This is a genomic window from Mycobacterium sp. 663a-19, from assembly GCF_035616495.1.
GTDB lineage: Bacteria > Actinomycetota > Actinomycetes > Mycobacteriales > Mycobacteriaceae > Mycobacterium.
Genome location: NZ_JAPJAV010000012.1, coordinates 1 through 14,292, shown reverse-complemented (window position 1 = coordinate 14,292; position 14,292 = coordinate 1). Strand labels below are relative to the sequence as shown.

17 protein-coding genes are annotated in these 14,292 nt (G+C 67.3%); 12 read left to right on the top strand and 5 right to left on the bottom strand.

Annotated elements, in window-relative coordinates; translation table 11 throughout:
- Positions 1–163 precede the first annotated feature (163 nt).
- The 3 genes from OQ968_RS19885 to OQ968_RS19875 are packed head-to-tail and all read right to left on the bottom strand — an operon-like array spanning position 164 to position 1,672.
- A complete protein-coding gene (locus tag OQ968_RS19885; RefSeq protein ID WP_324680992.1) occupies positions 164–1,231 on the bottom strand; it encodes a hypothetical protein in 1,068 nt (355 codons plus the stop codon).
- Positions 1,232–1,233: 2 nt separating this feature from the next.
- Positions 1,234–1,530 carry a hypothetical protein gene (locus OQ968_RS19880; RefSeq protein ID WP_324680991.1) on the bottom strand — a complete coding sequence of 99 codons (297 nt, stop codon included), beginning with the start codon at positions 1,528–1,530 and terminating at the stop codon, positions 1,234–1,236.
- Positions 1,531–1,540: 10 nt separating this feature from the next.
- Positions 1,541–1,672, bottom strand: a complete 132-nt coding sequence (locus OQ968_RS19875; RefSeq protein ID WP_324680990.1) for a hypothetical protein — start codon at positions 1,670–1,672, stop codon at positions 1,541–1,543.
- Here OQ968_RS19875 and OQ968_RS19870 point away from each other — a divergent pair.
- From OQ968_RS19870 to OQ968_RS19845, 6 genes are read left to right on the top strand one after another with little or no spacing between them, the layout of a single operon-like run.
- Entirely contained in the window at positions 1,665–2,420 is a 756-nt protein-coding gene (locus tag OQ968_RS19870; protein WP_324680989.1) for a deoxyribonuclease IV, read from the top strand. The two genes, OQ968_RS19875 and OQ968_RS19870, sit on opposite strands and share 8 nt — an antisense overlap.
- A gap of 14 nt (positions 2,421–2,434) precedes the next feature.
- Positions 2,435–3,265 (top strand): alpha/beta hydrolase family esterase, encoded by an 831-nt coding sequence (locus OQ968_RS19865; protein WP_324680988.1) that lies wholly within the window; start codon positions 2,435–2,437, stop codon positions 3,263–3,265.
- A 49-nt stretch (positions 3,266–3,314) separates the two neighbouring features.
- On the top strand, positions 3,315–4,943 hold the full coding sequence (locus OQ968_RS19860; protein ID WP_324680987.1) for an acyl-CoA dehydrogenase family protein: 1,629 nt from the start codon (positions 3,315–3,317) through the stop codon (positions 4,941–4,943).
- Positions 4,944–4,951: 8 nt separating this feature from the next.
- A complete protein-coding gene (locus OQ968_RS19855) occupies positions 4,952–5,890 on the top strand; it encodes a crotonase/enoyl-CoA hydratase family protein (RefSeq protein ID WP_324680986.1) in 939 nt (312 codons plus the stop codon).
- A 16-nt stretch (positions 5,891–5,906) separates the two neighbouring features.
- Positions 5,907–6,629 (top strand): PaaX family transcriptional regulator C-terminal domain-containing protein, encoded by a 723-nt coding sequence (locus tag OQ968_RS19850; RefSeq protein ID WP_324680985.1) that lies wholly within the window; start codon positions 5,907–5,909, stop codon positions 6,627–6,629.
- Positions 6,626–7,393, top strand: coding sequence for a crotonase/enoyl-CoA hydratase family protein (locus tag OQ968_RS19845; protein ID WP_324680984.1), 768 nt, complete (start codon positions 6,626–6,628; stop codon positions 7,391–7,393). The genes OQ968_RS19850 and OQ968_RS19845 overlap by 4 nt, the downstream gene beginning before the upstream one ends.
- On the opposite strand, the gene OQ968_RS19840 is transcribed toward OQ968_RS19845, so the two are convergent.
- Both OQ968_RS19840 and OQ968_RS19835 read right to left on the bottom strand, forming a co-directional pair.
- Positions 7,390–7,881, bottom strand: a complete 492-nt coding sequence (locus OQ968_RS19840; RefSeq protein ID WP_324680983.1) for a DUF3060 domain-containing protein — start codon at positions 7,879–7,881, stop codon at positions 7,390–7,392. The genes OQ968_RS19845 and OQ968_RS19840 overlap by 4 nt on opposite strands.
- A 24-nt stretch (positions 7,882–7,905) precedes the next feature.
- Positions 7,906–8,283 carry a DUF3060 domain-containing protein gene (locus tag OQ968_RS19835; RefSeq protein ID WP_324680982.1) on the bottom strand — a complete coding sequence of 126 codons (378 nt, stop codon included), beginning with the start codon at positions 8,281–8,283 and terminating at the stop codon, positions 7,906–7,908.
- Positions 8,284–8,435: 152 nt separating this feature from the next.
- On the opposite strand from OQ968_RS19835, the gene OQ968_RS19830 reads away from it, so the two are divergent.
- The 6 genes from OQ968_RS19830 to OQ968_RS19805 form a co-directional block, all read left to right on the top strand.
- Entirely contained in the window at positions 8,436–9,083 is a 648-nt protein-coding gene (locus OQ968_RS19830) for a TetR/AcrR family transcriptional regulator (protein ID WP_324680981.1), read from the top strand.
- Between the two features lie 257 nt (positions 9,084–9,340).
- Positions 9,341–9,715: a 30S ribosomal protein S12 gene (rpsL, locus tag OQ968_RS19825; protein WP_003879423.1), complete on the top strand. Its 375-nt coding sequence runs from the start codon at positions 9,341–9,343 to the stop codon at positions 9,713–9,715.
- Complete coding sequence (rpsG, locus tag OQ968_RS19820; protein WP_076061467.1) at positions 9,715–10,185, top strand: 30S ribosomal protein S7; 471 nt, start codon at positions 9,715–9,717, stop codon at positions 10,183–10,185. The genes rpsL and rpsG overlap by 1 nt, the downstream gene beginning before the upstream one ends.
- Before the next feature lie 81 nt (positions 10,186–10,266).
- Entirely contained in the window at positions 10,267–12,372 is a 2,106-nt protein-coding gene (fusA, locus tag OQ968_RS19815) for an elongation factor G (RefSeq protein ID WP_324680980.1), read from the top strand.
- Positions 12,373–12,468: 96 nt separating this feature from the next.
- Entirely contained in the window at positions 12,469–13,659 is a 1,191-nt protein-coding gene (gene tuf / locus OQ968_RS19810; protein WP_324680979.1) for an elongation factor Tu, read from the top strand.
- A 182-nt stretch (positions 13,660–13,841) separates the two neighbouring features.
- The coding region (locus OQ968_RS19805; protein WP_324680978.1) for a PE family protein at positions 13,842–14,292 on the top strand (451 nt) is incomplete at its 3' end.

Below are 14,292 nucleotides of genomic sequence, written 5' to 3'. Positions count from 1 at the left end.
TCTGTCCGAAGGCGGCGCCGTGTACACCAGGTACATCATCGGTCCCTCGGTCCAGGCGTGGGAGACCAGAAAAGGCCCACGTCCTCTGTGGTTCTCAGCCTCGATGTGGCGCAACAGGTTTCGCAACGCATCTGCCGCGAATTCACGCTGGGCGTCAGGAACTTCAGTTGATGGGCACATTTTTATTCACCCAGGGCGGGCACAATGTCCAGCCCGGTTCCACTTCCACCACTCCACTACCGCCCGCAAGGGGATACATCGAGATGACTCCTTTCTGTCCCCCGTCGGGGATGCCGGCGCGACCCTCGTTGATATTCGCGACGATCCTCATCGTCACGCTCTCGCCAGTGTCCTCGCAGTCGGGAAATCCCAACGGTCCACTCGTGCAGTGCACACGGTTGATCGGGACCTCATATACGAGAGTTCCGTCCTTATTACTTATCGGCCGACTGTGGGAGATCAGATCTTTGAACACATTGGGGTTGACCACATGATGCCTCCAGTACGCCTTGTCCCACCCGAACCCTTGCTGGGTTTTCTGGTCGTAGTAACCGCGCCGCAGGATGACATGGTTGCTGTCTAGGTCCGTGGCCTCGGCGATCACGTCATTGACGGGGTAGGGCGCCGGTTTTGGTGCTGGGTCCTGTTTCCAGTGGTTGTCGACGGCTTGGATCTGTGGTTTCCGCGGCCCGGCGAGGCCGGGGCTCTGCGGAAAGGTTTCGCGGATTCCGGCGACTGCCGCGGTGATTTTGCCGGCGACTTGTTGATCGAGACCCACCAGTTGCGCGGCACGTTGTCGAATGTCGCCGGCCAAGGTTTGCGCCTGAGCCTGTCGGGCGGCCCGCTGGACGGCCGGCCCGCCGCCGGAGCGATCGGTGACGGACAGGTCTTCACTTACGTTGAACCCCGCCGTGCGGGCATCCGCGACTGCGTATTGCACCCGGGATCGAGCCGCAGTCAGGTCTGAAGCCCCGCTGCGGGCAACCTTGGCCGCCGCATGCAGCTGGTCGGCTGCCGCGCTTGTTGTCACCATGTCGGCATGGGTCGCGGTGCGCAGCGAGTCCGCGGCGTCGCCCTGCCAGTCGATCGACAACGCGTCCCGCCAGACTTGGTTGGCCACCCCGTAGCTTCGCGCGCCGACGGTCTCCCAGTGGTCGGCCGCCTCGGTCAAATGGTCGGTGGGCCAAGCCAACAGCTGCGAGAGGCCCGGAATGCCTGCAACCGCGGACATCGCTACACGCCAGTCACCGGAGGGGCCACAGCCTCCATCTCGTCGGCCGACTGGGCTTCATTGGCGAGGTAGCCGGCGTTGGCCTCACCGACGTGGGGTGAGTGGGTACCTACCCGTGCCGCCAGTGCCGCTGTGAACGCAGTGACGTCGGCATGGGCCACGTTCACGGCAGCCGCGCTGGCCTGGCACGACAAGCCCAACCCCGCCGGAGCCGCCGCTTGGTCTAGTTCTTCGGCCGAGGCGGCCCATCGGCCGGCCATCGCTGGCAGGCCAGCGGTATCGACGCGCAGTTCCTGCATAGGCGGAAGCTTAGTCGGACTTGCCGGCCGCGAAAGTCAGCCACATCAGCCACATCAGCACCTCGCGGCAGCCACCGCCCATTGGTGCGGGCGAGGGCGCCACGTCGTCGCCACCCGTCACTAGACTGGGCCGCGTGCTCATCGGTTCACACGTCCGCAACGACGATCCCCTCGCCGCCGCCGAGGCGGACGGCGCAGAGGCGGTGCAGTTCTTCCTCGGCAACCCGCAGAGCTGGAAGAAGCCGAAGCCGCGTGAGGACGCCGAGACGCTGAAGGCGTCGACCATCCCGCTGTACGTGCACGCGCCGTATCTCATCAACGTGGCATCGGCCAACAACCGGATCCGCATCCCGTCGCGCAAGATCCTGCAGGACACCTGCGACGCCGCCGCCGCGATCAACGCGACGGCGGTGATCGTGCACGGCGGCCACGCCGACGACAACGACATGGAGGCCGGCTTCGAGCGCTGGGTCAAAGCGCTGGACTACCTCGAAACAGACGTGCAGGTGTACCTGGAGAACACCGCCGGCGGCGACCACGCGATGGCCCGCCACTTCGACACGATCGGCAGGCTCTGGGATCACATCGGGGACAAGGGAATTGGCTTCTGCCTGGACACCTGCCATGCCTGGGCCGCGGGGGAGGAGCTGATCGACGCGGTCGACCGGATAAGGGCCTTGACGGGTCGCATCGACCTGGTGCACTGCAACGATTCGCGCGACGCGGCGGGCTCGGGCGCCGACCGGCACGCCAACCTGGGCAGCGGCAAGATCGACACCGAGCTGCTCGTCGCGGCGGTCCAGGCCGCCGACGCGCCGGTGATCTGCGAAACCGCCGACGAGGGCCGCAAGGACGACATCGCGTTCTTGCGCGAAAAGACCAGCGGCTGAGGCTCACTCGGGCCGTGATTCGTCGGGTAGTCATGCTGCTCGGCCTGCTGGTGGTGATCGCGGGTTGCGCGCCGCCGCTGCCGTCGGGCTTCGTCAAGGGCGCCAGCGCCCACCACATCCGAGTCGGCGTACACGAGCGCGGCTATCGGCTGTACCTGCCCGCCGCGCTGCCCGCCTCGGCCCCCCTGGTGGTCGTGATGCACGGCGTATCGGGGAGCGCGAAGCAAGCCGAAAGAGCCTTCGGCTGGGACGAAGTCGCCGACTCGGCCAAGTTCGCCGTCGCCTACCCGGACGGCCTCGACCGAAGCTGGAACGTTGACGGGGAGACCTGCTGCGGCCGTTCCGGACGCGAAGGCGTCGACGACGTCGGCTTCGTCGGCGCGGCCGTCGCCGACATCACCAAGAACGTCGGCATCGACCCCGCCAAGATCTATGCCACCGGCATGAGCAACGGCGGCATCATGTCCTACACCCTGGCGTGCAGCACCGACATTTTCGCGGCGATCGGGCCGGTTGCCGGCACCCAGCTGAACGCGTGCGGTTCCCCGCACCCGGAGTCGGTCATGCACATCCACGGCACCGCCGACGATCTCGTCCCCTATAACGGTGGGCCGGGCTTCAGCGTCATCAACGGCCCACCGGTACGAGAGACAAATGCGTTCTGGCGCAACGTCGATCGGTGCGGCGCCGCGGCCGTCAGCACCGACGGCCCGGTCACCACGTCGACGGCCGAATGCCCCGAGGGCCGCAGCGTCGTGCTGATCACCGTCGACGGCGGGGGTCACGACTGGCCCGCCTTCGCCACCCGGCGGCTGTGGGAGTTCTTCGCCACGCATCCCCGCTAGCCGTGTTACAGCTCTTGTGCGGTTGTTGAAAAAATGTAACATGGGGGGCATGCCAGATACGCATGTCGTCACCAACCAGGTTCCTCCGCTGGACAACTACAACCCCGCGACGTCCGCTGTGCTCGTCGAGGCCCTGATCCGCGAGGGCGGGCAATGGGGCCTGGAAGAGGTGAACGAGGTGGGCGCGATCGCCGGTGGTCGCGAAGCCCAGCGCTGGGGTGAGCTCGCCGACCGCAACCGGCCCATCCTGCACACCCACGACAAGTACGGCCACCGCGTCGACGAGATCGAGTACGACCCGGCGTACCACGAGCTGATGCGCACCGCGATCGCCCACGGCCTGCACGGCGCACCGTGGGCCGACGAGCGCCCGGGCGCGCACGTGGTGCGGGCCGCCAAGATGTCGGTCTGGAACGTCGAGCCCGGCCACACCTGCCCGGTCTCGATGACCTACGCCGTTGTGCCGGCGCTGCGCTACAACCCCGAACTGGCGGCGGTTTACGAACCCCTGCTGACCAATCGCGAATACGACCCCGAACTCAAGTTGGCCACCACCAAGCGCGGCATCACCGCCGGCATGTCGATGACCGAGAAGCAGGGCGGATCCGACGTCCGCGCCGGCACCACCGAGGCGGTCCCGAACGGCGACGGCAGCTACAGCCTGACCGGTCACAAATGGTTCACCTCGGCGCCGATGTGCGACATCTTCCTGGTGCTCGCGCAGGCCCCGGGCGGCCTGTCCTGCTTCATGCTGCCGCGGATCCTGCCCGACGGCAGCCGCAACCGAATGTTGTTGCAGCGCCTCAAGGACAAGCTCGGCAACCATGCCAACGCGTCAAGCGAGGTCGAATACGACGGCGCCGTCGCGTGGCTGGTGGGCGAGGAGGGCCGCGGCGTGCCGACCATCATCGAGATGGTCAACCTCACCAGGCTGGACTGCACCCTGGGCAGCGCCAGCAGCATGCGCACCGGCCTGACCCGCGCCATCCACCACGCCCAGCACCGAAAGGCGTTCGGCGCCTACCTGATCGACCAGCCGCTGATGCGCAACGTGCTGGCCGACCTGGCGGTGGAGGCCGAGGCCGCCACCATCGTCGCGATGCGGATGGCCGGCGCCACCGACAAGGCGTTGCGCGGAGACGACAGGGAGGCGTTGCTGCGCCGCATCGGATTGGCGGCCAGCAAGTACTGGGTGTGCAAGCGCGCCACCGGCCACGCCGCCGAGGCGCTGGAATGCCTGGGGGGCAACGGCTACGTCGAGGACTCGGGCATGCCGCGCCTGTTCCGCGAGGCACCGCTGATGGGCATCTGGGAGGGCTCGGGCAATGTCAGCGCGCTGGACACGTTGCGCGCCATGGCAACTCGGCCCGAATGTGTCGAGGTGCTGTTCGCCGAACTGGACGAGAGCACCGGTCAGGATCCGCGCCTGGCCGCTCATGTCGAGCCGCTGCGGCAAGACCTGACCGAACTGGACACCATCCAGTACCGGGCCCGCAAGGTTGCCGAGGACATCGCGTTGGCGCTGCAGGGGGCGCTGCTGGTGCGCCACGGCCACCCCGCCGTCGCCGAGGCCTTCCTGGCCACCCGGCTAGGCGGCCAGTGGGGCGGCGCGTACGGCACCATGCCGACGGGCCTGGATCTCGCGCCCATCCTCGAGCGAGCCCTCGTCAAGGGCTGAGCCACAACATGACTCACGCCATCAGGCCGGTCGACTTCGACAAGTTGAAAACGATGACCTATGAGGTCACCGACCGGGTTGCACGCATCACCTTCAACCGGCCGGAGAAGGGCAACGCGATCGTCGCCGACACCCCGCTGGAGCTCTCGGCGCTGGTGGAGCGGGCCGACCTGGACCCCGGTGTGCACGTCATCCTGGTGTCGGGTCGCGGCGAGGGCTTCTGCGCGGGCTTCGACCTGTCCGCCTACGCAGACCAGACCGGCTCGGCCGGCGGAACGGGCGCATACAAGGGCACGGTGCTCGACGGCAAGACCCAGGCGGTCAACCACCTGCCGAATCAGCCGTGGGACCCCATGATCGACTACCAGATGATGAGCCGCTTCGTGCGCGGGTTCTCCAGCCTGATGCACGCGGACAAGCCGACGGTGGTCAAGATCCACGGCTACTGCGTGGCCGGCGGCACCGACATCGCGCTGCACGCCGACCAGGTGATCGCCGCGGCCGACGCCAAGATCGGTTACCCGCCCACCCGCGTCTGGGGTGTGCCGGCGGCGGGGCTGTGGGCGCACCGGCTCGGTGACCAGCGCGCCAAACGCCTTCTGCTGACCGGGGATTGCATCACCGGCGCGCAGGCCGCCGAATGGGGCCTGGCGGTCGAGGCCCCGGCCCCCGAGCACCTCGACGAGCGCACCGAGCGGCTGGTGGAGCGGATCGCGGCGGTGCCGGTCAACCAGCTGATCATGGTCAAGCTGGCGCTGAATTCCGTCCTGCTGCAACAGGGCGTGGCCACCAGCAGGATGGTCAGCACGGTGTTCGACGGGATCGCCCGGCACACGCCCGAGGGGCACGCCTTCGTCGCCGACGCGGTCGAACACGGCTTCCGGGATGCGGTGCGGCATCGCGACGAGCCCTTCGGCGACTACGGCCGGCAGGCATCCCAGGTCTAGGCAGGCGTAGATAACCATGCCCAACATGACGGCGCGGTCGGTGGTGCTCAGCGTGCTGCTCGGTGCCCACCCGGCATGGGCCACCGCCAGCGACCTGATCAGGCTGACAAACGATTTCGGCATCAAGGAGACCACGCTGCGGGTCGCGCTGACCCGCATGGTCGGCGCCGGCGACCTGATCCGCTCCGCCGACGGCTACCGGCTGTCGGATCGCCTGCTGGCCCGGCAGCGCCGGCAGGACGATGCCATCGACCCACGCGTCCGCCCCTGGCACGGCGACTGGGTCGTGCTCATCGTCACCAGCGTGGGCAACGACGCGCGTACCCGGGCGGCGCTGCGAACCACCCTGCACAACAAGCGCTTCGGCGAACTGCGCGAAGGTGTTTGGATGCGGCCGGACAACCTGGAGCTGGATCTGGATCGCGAGCTCGAAGGCCGGGTGCGAATCCTGACGGCACGCGACGATGCCCCCGCCGAGCTGGCCGGCCGGCTGTGGGACCTGCCCGGCTGGGCGCAACAGGGCCACAGGTTGCTCGCAGAGATGGCCGCGGCGCGCGACATTCCCGGCCGCTTCATGGTGGCCGCGGCGACGGTCCGGCACCTGCTCACCGACCCGGTGCTGCCCGACGAGCTGTTACCGACCGAGTGGCCGGGCGACCGGCTGCGCGCGGCGTACCACGACTTCGCCGCCGAGCTTCTCAACCGGCGCGAACCAACCCAACTCCTGGAGGCGACATGAGTGATCCGGTGCGCGTGGAGCGCAAGGGCCCGGTGACGACGGTGATCCTCGACCGGCCGGCGGCGCGCAACGCCGTCAACGGTCCGACGGCCACGGCCCTGTACGCGGCGTTCGAGCAATTCGAACGCGACGACTCGGCGTCGGTGGCCGTGCTGTGGGGCGACGGCGGAACCTTTTGCGCGGGAGCAGATTTGAAGGCGTTCGGCACGCCGGAGGCCAACGTCGTGCACCGGACCGGTCCCGGACCGATGGGCCCGTCGCGCATGGTGCTGTCCAAGCCGGTGATCGCCGCGGTCAGTGGTTACGCCGTCGCCGGGGGTCTGGAGCTGGCGCTGTGGTGTGACCTGCGGGTGGCCGAGGAAGATGCCGTGTTCGGCGTGTTTTGTCGCCGCTGGGGCGTGCCGCTGATCGACGGCGGCACCGTGCGGCTGCCGCGGCTGATCGGCCACAGCCGGGCGATGGACATGATCCTCACCGGCCGCGGTGTCAAAGCCGACGAGGCGCTCGCCATCGGGTTGGCCAATCGCGTTGTGCCCAAAGGCAAATCCCGGCAGGCGGCCGAGGAGTTGGCGGCCGAGTTGGCCGCCCTGCCCCAGCAGTGCCTGCGCTCGGACCGGCTGTCGGCCCTGCACCAGTGGGGACTGCCGGAATCCGCGGCGCTCGACCTGGAGTTCGCCAGCATCTCCCGGGTCGCCGGGGAGGCGCTGGAGGGGGCGGGCCGATTCGCCGGCGGCGCCGGCCGCCACGGCGCGCCGGCCGGTTAGCCGCCCTTGTTGATGGTGTTGGTCGACCCGATGTTGTCGACCTTCGGGTCACCGTCCTTGTAGGTGATGGTGTTGTCCATCCCCAGCACCGTGAGTTTGGTGTTGATCTTGTCGATCGTGATCTTGTTGTTGGCGCCGCCGATGGTCACCTTCTCGCAGGTGCCGGTGACCGTCAGCGTGTTGTTCGAACCGGCGACGTTGAGCGACTTGCCGGTGGCGCAGTCGAGGCTGGCCGTGGTCCCCATCGATCCGTAGTTCAGCGTGTTGCCGATCTCCACCGATGCGGTGGTGCTTTCGCCGCTCGTGCCCGTCGTCGGCGCGGCGGTTCCGCTGCTCGCCGTCGTGGTCGCCGTCGTGGAGGTCGTCGGAGCGCCGCCGGGCGGGTTGGCGGTCGAACTGCACGCGGCCAGCACCAGCGCCGCGAGCGCCGGCGCCGCGGCGTAGGCCACGCGTCCGCGTGGGTGACCAGTGATGTGGGCTGCGCGCATTGTTCGTCGATCCCCCTTGGTGTCTCAGGCGGGCACTTGCTGAAGCCGGTTCGTCATGCCCAGTTCGCGGCCGCGGTCCCAGAGGATCGGCGCGCCGTTGTGATAGAACACGGTCTGGTTATAGCCGTAGACGGTGATGTCGTGGGTCACCGAGTCGGCGATGACGGTGTTGCCCGAGCCCATCACCGTCACGGCCCAACAGTTGCCCAACGCGTTGACGGTGTTACTCGTGCCGTTGACGATCAGGGTGGCGTCGTTGCAATCCAGCGTCTGCTCGAGCCCCTGCCCGATGACGTGGGTGTCGCCGTTCTTGGCCTGCGCCGCGGGCTGCGGGCCGGCGAGTGCTGCGCTCGTCGCGATGACACAGGTTGCAAGCGATCCCGCGATGGTTGTCCATTTCACTGCGGGCCCCCTTCGCTTCGGCGGGTATCTCCTGGACTGAGCGTACGTGTATTTGCCTGCGCGATGGCAGACTTTTTTCTCCCCCATCGACGGGGCGCCACCCCGGATCCGTCGGAGCTTTTTCCCGCCGACGTCAACTAGAGTCATTAGTCATGACAGCTCAGCCCGAACCGCCGTCAGCCGGCGCGCGACAACGCGCCGGGCGGTCGGCGGCGCGCCCGGCCAAGCTGAGCCGGGAGGGCATCGTCGACGGCGCGCTGACCTTCCTGGACCGGGAGGGCTGGGACTCGCTGACCATCAACGCGCTGGCCACGCAGCTGGGGACCAAGGGGCCGTCGCTGTACAACCACGTGGACAGCCTGGAGGACCTGCGGCGGGCGGTGCGCATCCGGGTCATCGACGACATCATCACGATGCTGAACCGGGTCGGCGAGGGCCGGGCTCGCGACGACGCGGTGCTGGTCATGGCCGGTGCCTACCGCAGCTACGCCCACCACCACCCGGGGCGCTACTCGGCGTTCACCCGGATGCCGCTGGGCGGCGACGACCCCGAGTACACCGCCGCCACCCGCAACGCGGCCGCGCCCGTCATCGCGGTGCTGTCCTCCTACGGCCTGGACGGTGACGAGGCGTTCTACGCGGCGCTCGAGTTCTGGTCCGCGCTGCACGGCTTCGTGCTGCTGGAGATGACCGGCGTGATGGACGACATCGACACGGATGCGCTGTTCTCCGACATGGTGCTGCGGCTCGCGGCGGGCCTGGAACGGCGGACCGCGCACAACAGCGCGAACCCGGCCTAGGTGGGCCTAGGGCCGCTTTGACCTGCCAGACCAGCGGCGGGTATTGTGGTTGCTCGTGCCTGGCGGCTTACGGCGCCTGACGTAAGGAAGTGGATGCCGGGCGAATTCGCATGTCCACGAAGCAACGGATGAATCCGACGCTGAGCGCGTGCGACACACCCGGCCGCGGGGTACGGAGACTACTCCAAGGCGGGGCAAAACCGCAGTACAAAGACTTGAACACCGTTAGCGAGACGCCGAACACAGAAAGCCGGTAGATGCCAACCATTCAGCAGCTGGTCCGCAAGGGTCGTCGGGACAAGATCGGCAAGGTCAAGACCGCGGCCCTGAAGGGCAGCCCGCAGCGCCGTGGCGTATGTACCCGCGTGTACACCACCACCCCGAAGAAGCCGAACTCGGCGCTTCGCAAGGTCGCGCGCGTGAAGCTGACGAGCCAGGTCGAGGTCACCGCCTACATCCCCGGCGAGGGCCACAACCTGCAGGAGCATTCGATGGTGCTGGTGCGCGGCGGCCGAGTCAAGGACCTGCCCGGCGTGCGGTACAAGATCATCCGCGGTTCGCTCGACACTCAGGGCGTCAAGAACCGCAAGCAGGCCCGCAGCCGTTACGGCGCCAAGAAGGAGAAGAGCTGATGCCGCGCAAGGGGCCCGCGCCCAAGCGTCCGCTGGTCAACGACCCCGTTTATGGGTCGCAGCTGGTCACCCAGCTGGTGAACAAGGTTTTGCTGAAGGGGAAGAAATCGCTGGCCGAGCGCATTGTTTATGGGGCGCTCGAGCATGCCCGCGACAAGACCGGCACCGATCCCGTCATCACCCTCAAGCGGGCCCTGGACAACGTCAAGCCGGCCCTGGAGGTGCGCAGCCGCCGCGTCGGTGGTGCGACCTACCAGGTGCCCGTCGAGGTGCGGCCGGACCGGTCGACCACGCTGGCACTGCGCTGGCTCGTCAGCTTCTCGCGGCAACGCCGGGAGAAGACCATGATCGAGCGGCTGGCAAACGAGATCCTGGATGCCAGCAACGGCCTCGGGGCCTCCGTCAAGCGGCGTGAGGACACCCACAAGATGGCCGAGGCAAACCGCGCCTTCGCGCACTATCGCTGGTGATAGCCGCCGGCAGAGTGGCCGGCCGGGCGCAAAACCGACAGCGAAGTAACTGAGCAACGTAGAAAGAGTGGGAAGACTTCTGTGGCACAGAAGGACGTGCTGACCGACCTGAGCAAGGTCCGCAACTTCGGCATCATGGCGCACATCGATGCCGGCAAAACGACGACCACCGAGCGGATCCTGTACTACACCGGCATCAACTACAAGATCGGTGAGGTCCATGACGGCGCCGCCACCATGGACTGGATGGAGCAGGAGCAGGAACGCGGGATCACCATCACCTCCGCGGCCACGACGACGTTCTGGAAAGACAACCAGCTCAACATCATCGACACCCCGGGACACGTCGACTTCACCGTCGAGGTGGAGCGCAACCTGCGCGTGCTCGACGGCGCCGTCGCCGTGTTCGACGGCAAGGAGGGTGTCGAACCGCAGTCCGAGCAGGTCTGGCGGCAGGCCGACAAGTACGACGTCCCCCGCATCTGCTTCGTCAACAAGATGGACAAGATCGGCGCGGACTTCTACTTCTCGGTGCGCACGATGGAGGAGCGGCTCGGCGCCAACGCGGTGCCGATCCAGCTGCCCATCGGCTCGGAGAGCGAGTTCGAGGGCGTCGTCGACCTGGTCGAGATGAATGCCAAGGTGTGGCGCGGTGAGACGAAGCTCGGCGAGACCTACGACACCGTCGAGATCCCGGCCGAGCTGGCGGAAAAGGCCGAGGAGTACCGGACCAAGCTGCTCGAGGTCGTCGCCGAGACCGACGAGGACCTGCTGGAGAAGTACGTCGGCGGCGAGGAGATCACCGTCGACGAGATCAAGGCGGCGATTCGCAAGCTGACCATCGCCTCGGAGATCTACCCGGTGCTGTGCGGCAGCGCGTTCAAGAACAAGGGCGTGCAGCCCATGCTCGACGCCGTCGTCGACTACCTGCCCTCGCCGCTGGACGTGCCGCCGGCCGTCGGGCACCCGCCGGGCAAGGAGGACGAGGAGGTCGTGCGCCACGCGTCCACCGACGAGCCCTTCGCGGCGTTGGCGTTCAAGATTGCGACGCACCCGTTCTTCGGCAAGTTGACCTACATCCGGGTGTACTCGGGCACCGTCGAGTCGGGCAGCCAGGTCATCAACGCCACCAAGGGCAAGAAGGAGCGGCTGGGCAAGCTGTTCCAGATGCACTCCAACAAGGAGAACCCCGTCGAGCGCGCCTCAGCGGGCCACATCTACGCGGTGATCGGGCTCAAGGACACCACCACCGGTGACACCCTGAGCGACCCGAGCCACCAGGTCGTGCTGGAGTCGATGACCTTCCCCGCCCCGGTCATCGAGGTCGCCATCGAGCCCAAGACCAAGAGCGACCAGGAGAAGCTTTCCCTGTCGATCCAGAAGCTCGCCGAGGAGGACCCGACCTTCAAGGTGCATCTGGATTCCGAGACCGGCCAGACCGTGATCGGCGGCATGGGCGAGCTGCACCTGGACATCCTGGTGGACCGCATGCGCCGCGAGTTCAAGGTCGAGGCCAACGTGGGCAAGCCCCAGGTGGCCTACAAGGAGACCATCAAGCGGGTCGTGCAGAACGTCGAGTACACCCACAAGAAGCAGACGGGTGGCTCGGGCCAGTTCGCGAAGGTCATCATCAACCTCGAGCCGTTCACCGGCGAGGACGGTGCGACCTACGAGTTCGAGAACAAGGTCACCGGTGGCCGCATCCCGCGGGAGTACATCCCGTCGGTCGATGCCGGCGCGCAGGACGCCATGCAGTACGGCGTGCTGGCCGGTTACCCGCTGGTGAACCTGAAGGTCACCCTGCTCGACGGCGCCTACCACGAGGTCGACTCCTCGGAGATGGCGTTCAAGATCGCGGGTTCCCAGGTGCTGAAAAAGGCTGCGGCGCAAGCGCAGCCGGTGATCCTCGAGCCGATCATGGCGGTCGAAGTGACCACACCCGAGGACTACATGGGTGACGTGATCGGCGATTTGAACTCCCGCCGTGGCCAGATCCAGGCCATGGAGGAGCGGGCCGGTGCGCGCGTCGTTCGGGCGCACGTGCCGCTGTCCGAGATGTTCGGCTACGTCGGCGACCTGAGGTCCAAGACTCAAGGCCGGGCGAACTACTCCATGGTGTTCGACAGCTACGCCGAGGTTCCGGCGCAGGTGTCGAAGGAGATCATTGCGAAGGCGACGGGCGAGTAGTCGGAACGTTACGAGTAAGCTGACGCGGTCACCGCGGCATAACTGGAAAACATCAACACTGCTTAACAAGCACCAAACAAGTCGGAGGACACAAAAGTGGCGAAGGCGAAGTTCCAGCGGACCAAGCCCCACGTCAACATCGGGACCATCGGTCACGTTGACCACGGCAAGACCACACTGACCGCGGCTATCACCAAGGTCCTGCATGACAAGTTTCCGGACCTGAACGAGTCGAAGGCGTTCGATCAGATCGACAACGCTCCCGAGGAGCGTCAGCGCGGCATCACGATCAACATCGCGCACGTCGAGTACCAGACCGACAAGCGGCACTACGCCCACGTCGACGCCCCCGGGCACGCCGACTACATCAAGAACATGATCACCGGAGCGGCCCAGATGGACGGCGCGATCCTGGTGGTGGCCGCGACCGACGGCCCCATGCCGCAGACGCGTGAGCACGTGCTGCTGGCCCGCCAGGTCGGGGTGCCCTACATCCTGGTGGCCCTGAACAAGGCGGACGCCGTCGACGACGAGGAGCTGCTCGAGCTCGTCGAGATGGAGGTTCGCGAGCTGCTGGCCGCCCAGGAGTTCGACGAGGAGGCCCCGGTGATCCGGGTCTCGGCGCTGAAGGCGCTCGAGGGCGACGAGAAGTGGGTCGCCTCGGTCGAGGAGCTGATGGCCGCGGTCGACGAGTCGATCCCGGACCCCGTCCGCGAGACCGACAAGCCGTTCCTGATGCCCGTCGAGGACGTCTTCACCATCACCGGCCGCGGCACCGTGGTCACCGGTCGGGTGGAGCGCGGCGTCATCAACGTGAACGAGGAGGTCGAGATCGTCGGCATCCGGCCGTCAACCACCAAGACGACCGTCACCGGCGTTGAGATGTTCCGCAAGCTGCTCGACCAGGGCCAGGCCGGCGACAATGTCGGGCTGCTGCTGCGCGGTGTCAAGCGCGAGGACGTCGAGCGCGGCCAGGTCGTGACGAAGCCCGGCACCACCACGCCGCACACCGAGTTCGAGGGCCAGGTCTACATCCTGTCCAAGGACGAGGGTGGCCGGCACACGCCGTTCTTCAACAACTACCGTCCGCAGTTCTACTTCCGCACCACCGACGTGACCGGTGTGGTGACGCTGCCGGAGGGCACGGAGATGGTGATGCCCGGCGACAACACCAACATCTCGGTGAAGCTGATCCAGCCCGTCGCCATGGACGAGGGCCTGCGATTCGCGATCCGCGAGGGTGGCCGCACCGTCGGCGCCGGCCGGGTCACCAAGATCATCAAGTAGTCCGGTTCCGCAAAGCCCGGGTTGTCGTTTGTCGGCGGTCCGGGCTTTGCGCGTCCCGGCGCGGAACGAAGCTTGCGAAAAAGTCGCAAAAAGCCCGGTCAAGTCCTACGATTTGGATTGTCCAGTCTGCGATTGGCGGCCGGGCGATCATTTGACCGCCATGGCCTGGTCGGAGGGTGCAGATGTCGTACGTGAACGCGACGCCCGCCTACGTGGCGGCCGCGGCATCTGACCTGGCCGGCATCGGCTCCTCGATCAGCTCAGCAAACTCGGCCGCGCTGGGCCCGACGTCGAGCGTGCTGCCCCCGGGCGCCGACGAGGTCTCGCTGGGCATCGCGGCCTTGTTCGGCACGCACTCCCAGATGTATCAGCAGCTCAGCGCGCAGGCGGCGCTGTTTCATCAGCAGTTTGTGCAGCTCATGAACGGCGGTGCGGCCGAGTACGCCGCGACCGAGGCCGTGAACACCGCGCCCCTGCAGGCCGTCAGCCAAGGCGCGGTGGGGTCGGCGGCCCCGGCGGGTTCGATGGCGGCCGCGGTGCCGGCGGCGGCGACGGCCGGCCTGACGGGCGGGTCGGCGACCGTGGCGCCGGCCGCGCCGCTGGCCGCCGGAACCAGCGCCGGCAGCCCGGGCG